Source organism: Kitasatospora sp. SolWspMP-SS2h (assembly GCF_003259315.1).
Taxonomy (GTDB): Bacteria; Actinomycetota; Actinomycetes; order Streptomycetales; family Streptomycetaceae; genus Kitasatospora; species Kitasatospora fiedleri.
Window position 1 is genome coordinate 56,868 of record NZ_QLLT01000008.1, and the last position, 14,483, is coordinate 71,350.

General features: G+C 76.3%; 10 protein-coding genes. 5 read left to right on the plus strand and 5 right to left on the minus strand.

Annotated elements, in window-relative coordinates:
• Positions 1-182: 182 nt before the first annotated feature.
• Positions 183-908: a GNAT family N-acetyltransferase gene (locus tag K353_RS11605; protein ID WP_111553502.1), complete on the minus strand. Its 726-nt coding sequence runs from the start codon at positions 906-908 to the stop codon at positions 183-185.
• Positions 909-1,560: 652 nt separating this feature from the next.
• Between K353_RS11605 and K353_RS11610 the strand changes: the two genes are divergently transcribed.
• Positions 1,561-2,502, plus strand: coding sequence for a PAC2 family protein (locus tag K353_RS11610; RefSeq protein WP_111553503.1), 942 nt, complete (start codon positions 1,561-1,563; stop codon positions 2,500-2,502).
• Positions 2,503-3,489, plus strand: a complete 987-nt coding sequence (locus K353_RS11615) for an SGNH/GDSL hydrolase family protein (RefSeq protein ID WP_111553504.1) — start codon at positions 2,503-2,505, stop codon at positions 3,487-3,489.
• 138 nt (positions 3,490-3,627) lie between these two features.
• On the opposite strand, the gene nirD is transcribed toward K353_RS11615, so the two are convergent.
• Positions 3,628-3,975 carry a nitrite reductase small subunit NirD gene (gene nirD, locus K353_RS11620; RefSeq protein ID WP_111553505.1) on the minus strand — a complete coding sequence of 116 codons (348 nt, stop codon included), beginning with the start codon at positions 3,973-3,975 and terminating at the stop codon, positions 3,628-3,630.
• Complete coding sequence (nirB, locus tag K353_RS11625) at positions 3,972-6,599, minus strand: nitrite reductase large subunit NirB (protein ID WP_111553506.1); 2,628 nt, start codon at positions 6,597-6,599, stop codon at positions 3,972-3,974. The genes nirD and nirB overlap by 4 nt, the downstream gene beginning before the upstream one ends.
• A 455-nt stretch (positions 6,600-7,054) precedes the next feature.
• On the opposite strand from nirB, the gene K353_RS11630 reads away from it, so the two are divergent.
• Together K353_RS11630 and K353_RS11635 are read left to right on the plus strand one after the other, a co-directional pair.
• Positions 7,055-9,733, plus strand: coding sequence for an SEL1-like repeat protein (locus tag K353_RS11630; protein WP_146616448.1), 2,679 nt, complete (start codon positions 7,055-7,057; stop codon positions 9,731-9,733).
• 254 nt (positions 9,734-9,987) lie between these two features.
• Complete coding sequence (locus K353_RS11635) at positions 9,988-10,740, plus strand: sirohydrochlorin chelatase (RefSeq protein ID WP_111553508.1); 753 nt, start codon at positions 9,988-9,990, stop codon at positions 10,738-10,740.
• A gap of 95 nt (positions 10,741-10,835) precedes the next feature.
• Here the strand turns inward: K353_RS11635 and K353_RS11640 are convergent, their stop codons facing one another.
• Both K353_RS11640 and K353_RS11645 read right to left on the minus strand, forming a co-directional pair.
• On the minus strand, positions 10,836-12,341 hold the full coding sequence (locus tag K353_RS11640) for an MFS transporter (RefSeq protein ID WP_233533515.1): 1,506 nt from the start codon (positions 12,339-12,341) through the stop codon (positions 10,836-10,838).
• A complete protein-coding gene (locus K353_RS11645; protein ID WP_111553509.1) occupies positions 12,338-12,964 on the minus strand; it encodes a helix-turn-helix domain-containing protein in 627 nt (208 codons plus the stop codon). The genes K353_RS11640 and K353_RS11645 overlap by 4 nt, the downstream gene beginning before the upstream one ends.
• 169 nt (positions 12,965-13,133) lie before the next feature.
• Between K353_RS11645 and K353_RS11650 the strand changes: the two genes are divergently transcribed.
• Entirely contained in the window at positions 13,134-14,417 is a 1,284-nt protein-coding gene (locus K353_RS11650; RefSeq protein WP_111553510.1) for a deoxyguanosinetriphosphate triphosphohydrolase, read from the plus strand.
• Positions 14,418-14,483: the final 66 nt, after the last annotated feature.

Consider the following 14,483-nt stretch of genomic DNA (forward strand, 5'->3'; position numbering starts at 1 on the left):
CCGGCGGCCGGGACGGCCGGATTGGCCGTGCGGCATCGCCGACACCGCGACGTCCGTCCCGCCCCGGATCTCTCCGCCCCGGACCCCCCAGCACCGGATCTCTCCGCCCCGGACCTCCCAGCACCGGACCTCCCAGCACCGGACCTCTCCGCCCCGGATCGCTCCGGGCCCGTCCGGTCGGCTCAGGCGGCCGGCATCAGAGAGCCGCCGTGTCTAAGGCACTCCTGGTTGAGCGGCGCCGGGTCCGGCGCGCTGGGCGAGGTCGCGGCGGCGATCCGCAGCTCGATGATGTCCCGGACGGCGGGCCACTCCTCGTCCAGGATCGAGTAGAAGGCGGTGGACCGGACCACCCCGTCCAGACCGCGCGAGTGCGCCCGGCGGACGCCCTCGGAGGTCGCGCCCAGCCGTTCGATGGCGATCCGGGAACGGGCGTTGCGGGCATCGGCCCGCAGCGAGATCCGCTGCACCCGCCACACCTCGAAGGCGTGTCGCAGCATCAGCAGCTTCGCCTCCGTGTTGATGCCGGTGCCCTGAGCCCGCGGGGACAGCCAGGTGTTCCCGATCTCCGCGGCGTCCGGCACCGCCTCCAGCGGGTCGCCGTGCGGGACGCCCGGGGCGGGCGGCCAGACCAGCGGGCCCTGCCAGTAGTCGAGTTCCAGGAACCGGGTCGAGCCCACGACCCGGTTGTCCGCGGTGCTCACCGTGGCGAATGGCATCGACCGGCCCGCTGCCCGATCGGCGAGGGCGCGCGCGATGTACTCCCGGGCGGCTTCCAGGCCGTGCGGGACGGGAGTGAAGGCGTAGGTCGTACGGTCCTCGGAGCCGGCCGCGGCGAGGGCCGCGGCGTGGTGCTCGGCGAGGGGCTCCAGCCGCACGGTGCGGCCGTAGAGGGTGACGGGTACGGGCACGGATCCTTCGGTCCTTCGGCGGTCGTCGGGGCCCGCGTGCCGGGTTCGCGGCGCGAGGGCTGTGGGCGTATCGCCCCGGCCCCGGAGAGCGGCCGCCCGGGGGCGCTACGCCAGAGGCTCGGGCGTGCGGCGGGACGGCAGCCCGGAGGCGGGCAGCGCGGTGCCGGTACGGACACGGGTCGACGGACCGATCCGGCGGGATGAGCGACGGGACAGTGTGCGTCCGCGAGATGGCCGAGAGAGAAACGAGATCACGAAGCGAAGCAGGCGGCCAAGTGAAGGCAAGGTGCGCATGGGAGGGCTGGCAGCGCAACGGACCGGGGCGTGGCCCACGACGTGACAGACGGCGTGGCGCGACGACGCGACGATGCGAGGCAGCGAGAGGACGATACCTGCCCGGAGGCGGTGCGTCACCTCGCGGCGCGCCCACAGGGGCGCACGGCTCCTCCCGGCACGCCGGGACGTCCCGCCGTGCCGCCGGACGGACCGCGTGCCACGCCCGCGACCAGGCGCTTTGCCGGGAGGTGAGAGGATTCGAGAGACGGCGTGAAGACTCGTGCGAGGGCGGGAATGCCGACGGGCCGTCGCACGCTGGACAGATCAGGTCCGAAAGCATTCCGAGACGACGAGACGGAACGGGGATGGATGCGCCGTGCGTGATCCCAAGGAGCTGTACGAGCTGGAGCCGCAGGGCGTGACGGCCCTGGCCGCGGCCCGCGCCGCCGCGGAGGCCGGTACCGGCCTGGTGCTGCTGTACCACTTCGAGGGCTTCATGGACGCCGGCGAGGCGGGCGGCCAGGTCGTGGCGCACCTGCTGGAGCAGGGATCCCCACAGGTGGTGGCCAGGTTCGACCACGACCGGCTGGTCGACTACCGGGCCCGCCGCCCCGCGATGACCTTCGACCGCGAGAGCTGGACGGACTACGACCCGCCGGAGATCCTGCTCCAGCTGGCGCGGGACTCGGTGGGCGCGCCCTTCCTGGTGCTCTCCGGCCCCGAGCCGGACACCGAGTGGGAGCTGTTCGCAGCCGCCGTCGGCGACCTGGTGGAGCGGTTCGAGATCCGGCTCGCCCTCTCCTTCCACGGCATCCCGATGGGCGTCCCGCACACCCGCCCGGTCGGCCTCACCCCGCACGGCAACCGGGTCGACCTGGCGGCCGGCCACCCCAAGTGGTTCGACCAGGCCCAGGTGCCCGGCAGCGCCCAGGCGCTGGTCGAGTACCGGCTCACCCAGGCCGGACACGACGTGCTGGGCCTCGCGGCCCACGTCCCGCACTACATCGCCCGCTCGACCTACCCGGCCGCTGCGGTGACGATCCTGGAGGCCGTCCAGTCCGCCACCGGCCTGGTCCTGCCCGGCAGCGAGCTGCGCGCCCGGGTCAACGAGGTCTACGCCGAGATCGAGGACCAGCTCTCCCAGGGCGACGGCGAACTGCGCTCGGCGATCCAGGGCATGGAGGGCCAGTACGACGCGGTCTCCGGCGCCGTCGGCCGGGATAGCCTGCTCGCCGAGGCCAGCGACCTCCCCTCGGCGGACGAACTCGGCCGGAGGTTCGAGGAGTTCCTGGCCGAGCACGAGCGCGGCGCCGAGTAGGTGCGCCGCCGGAGGACGGCCGCCACGGCGGCCCCGGTCCGCGCTGCCCTGATCGGTGCCGTCCTGCTCGGCACGGCCGGGTGCGGTGCCGGGGCGGCCCTCCCGGCCCCCGGGCCCGACCGGGCCTCGCCGACCCCCGCGGCCCTGGCCTCCTCGTCCCCCACCCCCTCCGCCACCCCGGTCACCGGGCCGTACGCGGCCCTCGGGGACTCCTACACCTCCGGCCTGCGGGTCCCGCCCCAGGGGGGATCCCCGCAGGGCTGCGGCCGCTCGGGCGCCAACTACCCCTCGCTGGTGGCCCGGCAGCTCGGCCTCGCGGACTTCACCGACGTCAGCTGCAGCGGAGCCCGCACCGGAGACCTGACGGCCGCCCAGCGGACCGACGACGGCACCAACCCGCCGCAACTGGACGCGCTCAGCACGGCCACCCGGCTGGTCACGCTCGGGATCGGCGGCAACGACGCCGGCTTCCTCGACGTCCTGGGCCGCTGCGCGGTCGAGAACGTCCGGCACGGCCTGACCGGGCAGGGCGACGCCGCGCCATGCCGGGCGTACTACACGACCGGCGCCGGGCGGGGCGAGGTCCAGCGGAAGATGACCGCCACCGGCGAGCGGCTCACCGCGGCCCTCGGCGAGATCAAGCAGCGGGCCCCGCAGGCCGAGGTGCTGCTCGTCGGGTACCCGGCCCTGCTGCCGCAGGACCCGGCCCGCTGCGCCGAGACCCTGGGCAGTGGCATCGCGGGCGCCGACCTCGGCTTCGTCACCGAGCAGGAGCAGCAGTTGAACGGCATGCTCCGGCAGCGGGCCGAGGCCGCCGGGGTGGGCTTCGTCGACACCTACGCCTCCTCCGCCGGCCACGACATGTGCGAGGCCGCGGGCAGCCGCTGGATCGAGCCCCTCGCCGCCGACCGGGGCCTGGCACCGATCCACCCGAACGCCCAGGGGCAGCAGGGCATGGCCGCCGCCGTCCTGGCGGCGCTCCGGTAGCAGCACTGACCCCGGCCCCCGTCGGCGGGACGGCTGGCGCCGGGGCCGGCCGGAAGGGGCCGGTCCGGTCCGGAAGAGGCCGGCCGGGCAGTGCGGCGGCGGCCGGGGCGGCCCGCCGGCCGGGTGCGCGCCGCCGGGTCAGGCGGAGCGGACGGCGTGGACGGCGATCCGGACGCCCTCGTCGTCCAGGCACTCCCCGGTCAGCAGGTCGAAGCGCTGCTTGAGCAGCGGCGAGGCCACGTAGACCCGGCCGTCCGCGGTGGAGCCCAGCAGGCCCCGGGAGAGGACGTACGCGCCGGTGAACGGGTCGCGGTTGTCGACGGCATATAGGCGGTCGCTGCCGTCGCGGAACACGGCGGCCTGGCGGCCGTCCGGCAGCAGGACGGCGACGCCGCGGCCGGGGACCAGCAGGTCCCGGTCGCAGACCGGCGACCAGCCCGCGGCGGAGCGCAGTTCGACCCGGGTGGCAGAGGCGGTGGCGGTCATCGGGCTTCCTCCAGGATGCGGGCGGACGGGAACGGGGCGCGGTCGCGGTCAAGGCCGGCGAGCAGCTGCTCCTCGGTGGCCAGCAGCGCCAGGTCGGGCTTGACCTGGTCGCGCTCGGGGACGAACCGGATGCTCGGGTCGGGCACCCCGGGGGCGTTGACGAAGGAGACGAACCGGCGCATCCGGTCGGGGTCGGCCAGGGTCGCCGCCCACTCGTCCTGGTAGTCGCCGATGTGCCGGGCCATCAGCGCCTCCAGCTCGTCGGCGATGCCCAGCGAGTCCTCGACCACCACCTCGCGGACGTGCTCCAGGCCGCCCTCGATCCGCTCCAGCCAGGTGGAGGTGCGCTCCAGCCGGTCGGCGGTGCGGATGTAGAACATCAGGAACCGGTCGATCAGGCGGACCAGCTGCTCGTCGTCCAGGTCCTGGGCGAGCAGGTCGGCGTGCCGGGGCGTGGCACCGCCGTTGCCGCCGACGTACAGGTTCCAGCCGTTGGTGGTGGCGATGACGCCGAAGTCCTTGCCGCGGGCCTCCGCGCACTCGCGGGCGCAGCCGGAGACCGCGGACTTGAGCTTGTGCGGCGAGCGCAGCCCCCGGTAGCGCAGCTCCAGCCGGATCGCCATGGCGACCGAGTCCTGCACGCCGTAGCGGCACCAGGTGGAGCCGACGCAGGACTTCACGGTGCGCAGCGACTTCCCGTACGCGTGGCCGGATTCGAAGCCCGCCGCGACCAGCCGGCTCCAGATCATCGGCAGCTGGTCCACGCTGGCGCCGAACAGGTCGATCCGCTGACCGCCGGTGATCTTCGTGTAGAGGCCGAACTCCTTGGCCACCTCGCCGATCACGATCAGCCTGTCGGGGGTGATCTCGCCGCCGGGGATGCGCGGCACCACCGAGTAGGAGCCGTTCTTCTGCAGGTTCGCCAGGAAGTGGTCGTTGGTGTCCTGCAGAGCGCCCTGCTCGCCGTCCAGGATGTGCCCGGAGGCCTCCAGCTCCGGTGCCAGCGAGGCGATGACCGAGGCCACCGTCGGCTTGCAGACCTCGCAGCCCTCCGCGCCCTCCGGCACCCGGCCGTGCTCGGCGAGCAGCCGGCGGTGCGTGGCGATCCGCTTGACCCGGACGATCTCGTAGAGCTCGGCACGGGTGTGGGCGAAGCACGGGCACAGGCCCCGGTCGACCTCGACGCCGCTCGCCGCCAGCTCGTCCGCGACGATCGTGCCGAGCAGCTTCACGCAGGAGCCGCAGTTGGTGCCCGCCCGGGTGCACTTCTTCACCTCGGGGACGGTGGCGCACCGGTGGTCCGTGACGGCCGCCCGGACCGTGCCCTTGGTGACGTTGTTGCAGCTGCAGACCACCGCGTCGTCGGGCAGCGCGGAGCCGCCCAGCGAGACCGCGGTGTCCGCGCCGGCCGGCAGCACCAGCGACTCGGCGGGGACGGGCAGCGGCCGCCCGGTACCCGCCAGCGGGCGGAGCGTGGCGTAGGCCGAGGCGTCACCGACCAGGATGCCGCCGAGCAGCGCCCCCTCACCGGTCACCACCAGCTTCTTGTAGACGCCGGAGCGGGAGTCGGAGTAGACCACGTCGAGCGAGCCGGGCGTGCGGCCGAAGGCGTCGCCGAAGCTGGCCACGTCGACGCCGAGCAGCTTGAGCTTGGTGGAGAGGTCCGCGCCGGTGAACGGCTGCGGGGCCTGCTCGGCGAGCTGCCGGGCCACCGCGACGGCCATCTCGTAGCCGGGGGCGACCAGGCCGTACACCCGGCCGTCCACCGCGAGGGCGCACTCGCCGATCGCGAAGACGTGCGGGTCGGAGGTGCGGCAGTGCTCGTCGATCGCGATGCCGCCGCGCTCACCGACCGTCAGCCCGGCCTCGCGGGCCAGCTGGTCGCGGGGGCGGACACCGGCGGAGAACACCACCAGGTCGGTCGCCAGCTCGGAGTCGTCGGTGAAGGACATGCCGACCGCGCGCCCCCCGGCGACGGTGATCGCCTTGGTGCCGATGCCGGTGTGCACCACCACGCCCATCGACTCGATGGTCCGGCGCAGCGCAGCGCCGCCCGCCTCGTCGACCTGGACGGGCATCAGGCGCGGCGCGAACTCCACCACGTGGGTCTCCAGGCTGAGGCCCCGCAGCGCACCGGCGGCCTCCAGCCCGAGCAGGCCGCCGCCGACCACCGCGCCGACCCGGGCCCCGGCCGCGTAGGACTCGATCGCCTGCAGGTCCTCGATGGTGCGGTAGACGAAGCACCCCTCGGCGTCCCGGCCGTCCACCGGGGGGACGAAGGGGTAGGAGCCGGTGGCCAGCACCAGGGTGTCGTACGGGAGGGTGCGCCCGGCGGCCGTGGTGACGGTCCGGGCCGCCGGGTCGAGTGAGACGGCGGGGGAGGAGAGGTGCACCTCGAACCCGTGCCGATCGGTGAAGCCCTCCTCGGCGAGCAGCAGGTCGTCCGCGCTCCGGCCGGAGAAGTACGAGGTCAGGCCGACCCGGTCGTAGGCGGGCCGGGGCTCCTCGGCGAGGACGACGACCCGGTAGCGGGCGGCCGCCCCGGTGTCGGCCAGGGCTTCCAGGAAGCGGTGGCCGACCATGCCGTAGCCGACCAGGAGCAGTGTGGGCTTGGTGGTGGTCATCGGGAAGTCCCTCCGAGGTCGCGCTCCGGACGGTGGGGGCCGGAGCTGGCGGGCCGACCGGGCGCCGACCGGACCGCCGTCGGTCCGGGGCGCGGCACGCCTCCGGTCCCGCCGGAGGCCCCGACCGGGCGGGCCGCCGGTGGCCCGGAGCCCGGTCGCTGTCGTGCCACCGAGCATGTGCGGAGGGTGTTTCCCGACCGGGGCCGCGCTGTTTCACGGCCGGAACTTCGGCCTCAGCGGCACCGGGCGCCGACTGTGAGAGCGCCCGGTCCCGGCCCGGCCCGGCACCAGGCCCGGCCGGTTGCCCTTTACCAGGCGGCGGGCCCGCGCGGGGCGGGACCGCCGATCCGGAACGTGATTCGGGGAGAAGTCGGCACGAGGGGGTGGGGGAGTGCGTACCCTGCACGCAGGGGAACGGGTTCGAAGATCCGGTCCGAGTCCGGCCGGGAGCTGGCATGACAACAGACGTGCAGGTGAGGGGCCGGGCGACCCGCTCCGCGGTGCTGCGCGAACTCCTGCCGCTCTGGGACGAGGCCCGCCGGACCGGCGGCCGGACGATCACCCAGGAACGGCTCGCCCGCATCGCCGGGATCAGCCCCTCCACCCTGCGCGGCTGGCTGTCCGGGCGTTCGGTGCCCCGCGAGGCGGATCGACTCGCCGCGGTGGCCGGGGAGTTGGCCCGTGCCGCGGGTCGGCCGGTGCGGTCGGTCCGCCACTGGTCCGCCCTACTGGAGGCCGACCGCCGCCACGCCCGGCTCCCCCGGCAGCGGAACGACCGCCAGCCGCCCGAGCCGGCCGTCGGCGCGTCGTGCCCGGCCGTCCGGCGGTCGGTGACCGTCCGGGGCGCCGAGGGCGCGGGCCGCCGCGTCCGGTCCACGGCGGCCGTCACGGTCGGCGGCGCCCGCCTGGCCGTGAGTAGCGGCCCCGTACCGGCCGGGGCGCGGTTGGTGAACCGCTACCGCTCGGCTCCGCCCGCCGCCCGGGCCGTCGTCGACGCGGCGCTGGACGCGGTGCGCCTCGGCCACCGTCCGGTCCTCCCGGCTGCGCTGCTGGCCGCGTCCGCCCCGCACTACCTGACGTCCCGAGAGCTCAGCGCCCTGCGCCCCGGCTGGGTGGCCGACGGGCTGGCCTACCTGCGCAAGGCGGTCCCCGGGGCGGGCGCGCTGCTGACCACCGGCCGGGCCGCGGGCAGCCGCACCGCGGGCAGCCGCACCGGGGACGGTCGACCCGCCGCCGGTCGGGCACCGTACGGCGCCGCGGCGGCCCGCGCGGCGGAGGCGCTCCGGACGGCGGGCGGCCACGAGGTGCGGATCGCCGAGGCCCTGGTGCGGCAGCTGCGGCCCGAACGGGAGGGGCGCACCGTTCCGGCCGGACTGTGGGAGGGCCTGGCCAGGTACGCACACCCCGCCGACCGGTCCGCCCTCGCGCGCTCGGCGGCGACCCGGGGCCTCACCCGGATCGCGGTCGGCCTCTGCGCCTCGGCCGCCGAATCGGGGGACCCGACCGCGCTCTCGATCGGCGCCGCCCTGCTCGCCGAGGCGGGCCGCACCGCCGAAGCGGCCGACTGGTACGGCGCCGCCGCCGACCGGGGAGTGCCGGAGGCCGCCGTCCGGGCGGCGGAACTGCTGGAGCGGGACGGCCGGTTCGCCCAGGCCGTCGACTGGTACGACCGGGCCGCCCAGCACGGGGACGTCGACGCCCACTGCCGCGGCGCCGAACTGCTCGGCCGGCACGGCGAGATCGCACCGGCGCTGCACCGGTTCGAGGCGGCCGCCCGGGCCGGCCACCCCACCGCCCGCCACCGGGCCGGCCGCCTGCTCGCCGAACTCGGCCGCACCGACGAGGCGTTGGAGTGGTTCGAACGGGCGGCGGCCGACGGGCACCCCGAGGCGGCCGCCGACGGCGCCAGGCTCTGCGCCGCCGCCGACCGGATCGACCAGGCGGTCGCCTGGTGGGAACGCGCCTGGGCCCTGGGAACGGCCGCCGGCGCGCACGAGGCGGCCCGCACGCTGGAGGCCGCCGGCCGGATCGACGAAGCCGCCGCCTGGTACGAGCGCGCGGCGGCGTCCGGCGACGAGACCGCCTGGCACGAGGCCGCGGCCCTGCTCGCCCGGCACGGCCAGTACGGCAACCTCCCCTGGTACGCGCACATCGGCGACCCGCAGGCGCTGCGCGAACGCGCCGAGCGGTGCGAACGGGCCGGCGACCCGGACGGCGCGCTCGACTGGTACCGGAAGGCGGCCGAGGCGGGCAGCGAGACCGCCCTCTTCCAGGGCGCCGACCTGCTGGAGCGGCACGGCGACCGCACCCGCGCCGTCCGCTGGTACGAACGCGCCGCCGCCCGCGGCGACGTCTACGCGATGCGCGAACTCGCCCGGCTGCTGGGCGAACTGGGCCGCCTCCGGGAGTCCGCCGACTGGTACCGGTCCGCGCTCGCGGCGGGCGGCCGCCCCGTCCTGCCCGTCCCCACCGCCGCGGCCCCGCTCGCGCCCGGCCTCGGACGGTTCGAGCTGCGGCAGCCGCAGGCACCCGTCGACCCGGCCCCGCCCCGGGCACCGGCCGCCCGCGCCGCGAGCCCGTCCGGACCGGGCACGCCCGGCGACGTCCCGGTGGACGTCCCCGCCGTCCGGCCCGGCCCGGCAACGCTGGACGAGGCGGTGGAACTGCTCAAGGAGGCCGGCCGGTTCTTCGAGGCGAGCCTGCTGCTGCGCTCCACCGACCGCCCGGAGCCGGAGCGGCTGCGCGAGGCGGCCCGGATGTTGTCCGGCGCGACCTGCGGCGACCGGGCCGTCGCCTGGGTGCAGCGGCTCGCCGACGGCGGCGACCGCCCGGCCGTCCGGGAGGCCGCCGAGATGCTGGAGAGCCGGGGCCGGGTCGACGACGCGCTCGCCTGGTACGGGCGGGCGGCGGACGGGGGCGACCGGGACGCCCTGCTCGCGGCGGCCCGGATGCTCGCCGAACGCCGCCGGCCGCAGCACGCCGCGGAGTGGTACCGCCGGGCCGCCGAGGCGGGCGACCCGCTGGCCCACCGGGAGGCGCTGATGCTCCTCCAGGAGTACGGCGAAGCGGCCCGCCCCTCCGTCGGGACCGGCGCACCTGCCGCAGCGGGTGAACCGGGCGACGACGGCCGGTGACCGGGCGCGGCCCCTGCCGCACCGTCGCCGCCTGCCGCCTGCCGACCGCCTGTTGCCGCCCTCCGGCGGCCCGGAGCGCCCGGGGCCCGGGCCGCCGAGTCCCGTTCGGGGCGCTGATCCGGGCGGGCCCACGGCCACCGGCGGACGGCGGCCGGGCCGCTCTCACCCGCGCGGAGCGGCCGGGTGAGAGCGGGGGAAAGCACCCGTGACAGGTGGGCAACCGGACCGAAACAGGGGTCCGGCAAGCTGGTGGTATGACCACCACTCCACTCTCCGGCCGCACCGCCCCGCTGCGGGTGCTGCACGCGGCCCGCCGCCCGGCCCTGGTGCTGGTGGCGCACGGCTCGCACGACCCGGCCGCGTCCGCCGAACTCGGCCGGCTGCACGCCCGGCTGCGACGGGCCCGCCCGGAGCTGGACATCCGGCTCGGCCACCTCGGCCTGAACGACCCGCTGCTGCCCGAGGTGCTGGACGAGCTGAGCGGCCGGGTGGTCCTGGTGCCACTGCTGCTCAGCCGCGGCTACCACAGCAAGACGGACATCCCCCGGGTGCTGTCCGCCGCACCGCACCTGGCGGGGGAGTGCGCCCCGCCGCTCGGACCGGACCCGCTGCTCACCGCGGCCCTGGCCGACCGCCTCGCGTCGGCCGGATGGCGCGGGGAGCCCGTGGTCCTCGCCGCCTCCGGCTCCCGCGACCAGGACGCCGCCCGGGACACCGAGACCCAGGCCGGGCTGCTCGCGGACCACCTGGGCGTCACCGTCCGGCCCGGGTACGTGGCGGCGGGCGGCCCCAGCGTGGCCGCCCGCGTCGCCGAACTCACCGCCGAGGGCCACCCGCGGGTCGCCGTCGCCTCCTACTTCACCGCACCGGGAGACTTCGCCCGCCTGGCCGCCGCGGCCAGCGGCGCCCTGACCTCAGCTCCGCTCGGCGACCACCCGGCCCTGGCCCGGCTGGTCCTGGAGCGCTACCAGTCCTGCGTCAGCCGCCCCCTCCTCCTGGTCGGCTGAGCCCCACCGCCACTGCCTCACCGCCACCACCTCACCGCCACCGGCCCACCGCCCGGGCCCGTCGCCCCCGGCCGGTCACCTGCGGCCCGTCACCCTCAGCCCGCGTCGAGCGCGCACGCCGCGCCGCCCGCGGCGCCACCCGGCGCAGGAACCTCCGCTGCGCCTGCGGCCCTCCGGTCCTTCCGCACCTGCCCGGCCCGCGGTGCCACCGGAGGCACCGGCGTCATCCCATTCCCACTCCCGCTCCCGCTCCCGCCGACCGGCGCGCGGCGCTCGGTGGGCAGGTCGCGGACGCGGCGCATCGGCGAGCACCAGAGGATCAGCGCGGCCAGCGGCACCCCGGCGGTCATCAGCCACATCGCGGGCCGCACGCCGAGCTGGGTGCCGAGCACGCCGGCCAGCAGCGAGCCCAGCGGGATGGAGCCGAAGTTGAGCACCGCGCTGCTGGCGGAGAGCCGGCCGAGCAGTTCCGGCGGGCAGTAGCGCTGCTGGAAGGTCGCCTTGATGACGTTCCCGGCGACGACGCCGCAGGTGGCGCCGAACCCGCCGATCAGGTACCAGGCCAGCCCGGCGCCGCGGCCGGTCAGCGGGATGAGGACGGTCAGCGCGGGCAGGGCGAACTCCAGCACCAGCATCGCCCGCGAGCTGCCGAGCCGGGCGACGAGCCGACGGGCGACGGCCGCGCCGACGATGCCGCCGGTGGAGGCGAGCGCGACCAGCAGGCCGACGGTGCCCTCGCTGACGCCGACCTCGCGGATCAGGAAGACCACCAGCAGCGCCTGGTAGCCCGACAGGACCAGGTTGGAGGCCGCGCCGAACAGCGCGAAGGTGCGGAACCAGACGTCGGAGGCGAGCAGGCGCAGGCCCTCGCCGATCTCCCGGCCCAGCGCCCGCCGGGGCCGATCGCCGCAGTCGGGTTCGCGGTGGCCGATCCGGGCGGTGCACCAGAGCGAGAGCAGGAACGTCGCGGTGTTGGCCAGCAGCCCGTTGACCGGTCCGGCCAGCTGCGCGATCAGGCCGCCGCTGCCCAGTCCGGCGATGCCCGCCGCCGAGGCGCTGCCGTGCAGTTTGGCGTTGCCCTCGGCCTGGTCGGCGGGTTCGAGCAGCTGCGGCAGGTACGCGGTGTAGGCGGTCTGGAAGAACACCCCGGCGGCCCCGGCGAGCAGCGCGACGGTCAGCAGGTGCCCCAGTGTCAGCGTCCCGGCGAGCGCGGCCAGCGGGACGGTGGCGTACAGCAGCAGCGAGACGACGGTCGAGACGAGCATGATCGGGCGGCAGCGCAGCCGGTCCACCCACACTCCGGCGGGCAGCCCGATCAGCAGCCAGGGCAGCCAGCCCGCGGCGCTGAGCAGCCCGACCTGGAGGGTGCTCGCGTGCAGGGTGCTGACCGCGACCAGCGGCAGGGCCAGCCCGGTGACCGCGGAGCCGTACTTGTTGGCGGTCTCGCCGATCCACAGCCTCCGGAAGTCGCGGTGCCGCCGCAGGAGTCCGGCGGGCGCGGGCGCGGGCACGGCCGAGGCGTCGAGCGCCGACCCGGCCGCGGCTCCGGCGTCGGGCCCGGGCGCGGCGGCGGGGCGGTCGCCGGTGGTGTTCGTGGTCATGGCCGGTCGGCCTCCTTTCGGGGCAGTGCCTGGATCTGGACGACGACCGGCCGTGCCGCCGGGTCGGGGGCGACGTCCGGGGCGGGGGTGTGCCGGGCGACCACGGCAGCCAACTCGTCGATGAGGGACTGGAGTTGGGCGGGGGTCAGCCGCAGGTCGTTCCAGTCGGTGACGGAGCCGGCGCCGTGCCACTCGCCCTCCCAGTCGGCGGCCAGTGAGTCGGCGACCCGCTGGTACTGCCGGCGCAGGTTCTCGGCCAGGTACACCGAGACCGCGGCCTGGGCGGAAGGGTCCTGGTCGAAGTCGGTGGCGGCCAGCACCAGGGCGCCGCGGGCGGCGCGCCACCAGCGTTCCCGCTTGGTGCCGCGGCCGGACTCCTCCTCGATGAAGCCGTGCGCGGCGAGGTGGCGCAGGTGCCAGCTGACGGTGCCGGTGGACTCGCCGGTGCGCTCGGACAGCCGGGCGGAGGTCGCGGGGCCGTTCAGCCGCAGCTCGTCCAGCAGTCGCATCCGCAACGGGTGGGCGAGCCCGCGCAGCGAACCCGCGTCCAGCCTGCGGCGCGGTGCGTCGGCGGGGCGGGGGGCGCGGTCGGCGGACGGGTCTTCGGGGCGGTGCTCGGTCATGGGTCCAGAGTAGGTTGCAGAGAAGTCTCTGCATAGACCTCTTTGCAGAGAAGTCTCTGCAATTTTTGATCGACCCCCCACACCGCCCCCGCCCGCCACCTCCCGTTCGTGCGCCCGTTCGCGCGGCGCGGGGCGGGATGTCCGTCGTTCGGCGTACGGTGACTGGCATATGAAGAACACCGCTCCGTACGATCCGCAGTCCGAGGCGCGCTGGGTGCCCGAGCCCGACAAGCGGCCCGGCCGCACCGCCTTCCAACGGGACCGCGCCCGGGTGCTGCACTCCGCCGCGCTGCGCCGGCTGGCCGGGACGACCCAGGTGGTCGCGCCGATGCGCAGCGACTTCCCGCGCACCCGGCTGACGCACTCGCTGGAGTGCGCGCAGGTCGGCCGCGAGCTGGGCGCGGCGCTCGGCTGCGACCCGGACCTGGTGGAGACCGCCTGCCTGGCCCACGACATTGGCCACCCGCCGTTCGGCCACACCGGCGAGGAGGCGCTCGACCAGGCCGCCCGGGCCTGCGGCGGCTTCGAGGGCAACGCGCAGTCGCTGCGCATCCTGACCAGGCTGGAGCCCAAGCGCTTCGCTCCGCTGGACGAGCCCGAGGTCCGGCTCTCCCCGTGGCCCGGCCGCAGCGTCGGCCTGAACCTGACCCGCGCCGCGCTGGACGCCGCGACCAAGTACCCGTGGCCGCGCGGCCAGCACCCGGCCGACCCCGGGTCCACCAAGTACGGCGTGTACGGGGACGACCTGCCGGTGTTCCGCTGGCTGCGCACCGGCGCGCCCGACGGCCGCAAGTGCTTCGAGGCCACCGTGATGGACTGGTCCGACGACGTCGCGTACTCCACCCACGACGTGGAGGACGGCCTGCAGGCCGGCCACATTGACCCGGCCGCGCTGCGCTCCCCGGAGGAGCGCGCCGAGCTGTTCAAGACCGCCGAGCGGTTCGTCCCCGGAGCCGGCCCGGAGGAGTTCGGCGAGGCGCTCGACCGCCTGCAGGCCGAGGACTGGTGGCCGGCCGGCTACGACGGCACCGCCCGCGCCCGGGCCGGCCTGAAGGACCTCACCAGCCAGCTGATCGGCCGCTTCTGCCTGGCCGCCGAGCAGGCCACCCGGGCCCGCTACGGCCCCGGCCCGCTCACCCGGTACGCCGCCGAGCTGGTCGTCCCGTACGGCGTCCGGCTGGAGTGCGCGGTGCTCAAGGCGGTCGCCGTCCGGTACGTGATGCAGCGCGCCGAGCAGGCCCAACTCCGCTCCCGCCAGCGGGTGGTGATCGCCGAGCTGGCCGACGCCCTGATGGTCGACGCCCCGCACCGCCTGGACCCGGTGTTCGCCGCCCAGTACGCGGAGGCCGAGGACGACCGGGCCGCGCTGCGCAGCGTGATCGACCAGATCGCCACCCTCACCGACGCCTCCGCGCTCGCCCTGCACGCGAAGCTGGTCACCCGGCAGCCCTGAGTCGCCCGCGAGCCCTCGGCCGATCGGCGGCCCCGCCGCCCGGCAGCCCCACTCGGCCCCGGGCCG

Coding starts and splice junctions, on each gene's coding strand:
- nirD (WP_111553505.1), bottom strand. CDS start 3,975: ATGACCGCCACCGCCTCTGCCACCCGGGTCGAACTGCGCTCCGCCGCG.
- K353_RS11635 (WP_111553508.1), top strand. CDS start 9,988: ATGACCACCACTCCACTCTCCGGCCGCACCGCCCCGCTGCGGGTGCTG.
- K353_RS11650 (WP_111553510.1), top strand. CDS start 13,134: ATGAAGAACACCGCTCCGTACGATCCGCAGTCCGAGGCGCGCTGGGTG.
- K353_RS11645 (WP_111553509.1), bottom strand. CDS start 12,964: ATGACCGAGCACCGCCCCGAAGACCCGTCCGCCGACCGCGCCCCCCGC.
- K353_RS11630 (WP_146616448.1), top strand. CDS start 7,055: ATGACAACAGACGTGCAGGTGAGGGGCCGGGCGACCCGCTCCGCGGTG.
- nirB (WP_111553506.1), bottom strand. CDS start 6,599: ATGACCACCACCAAGCCCACACTGCTCCTGGTCGGCTACGGCATGGTC.
- K353_RS11640 (WP_233533515.1), bottom strand. CDS start 12,341: ATGACCACGAACACCACCGGCGACCGCCCCGCCGCCGCGCCCGGGCCC.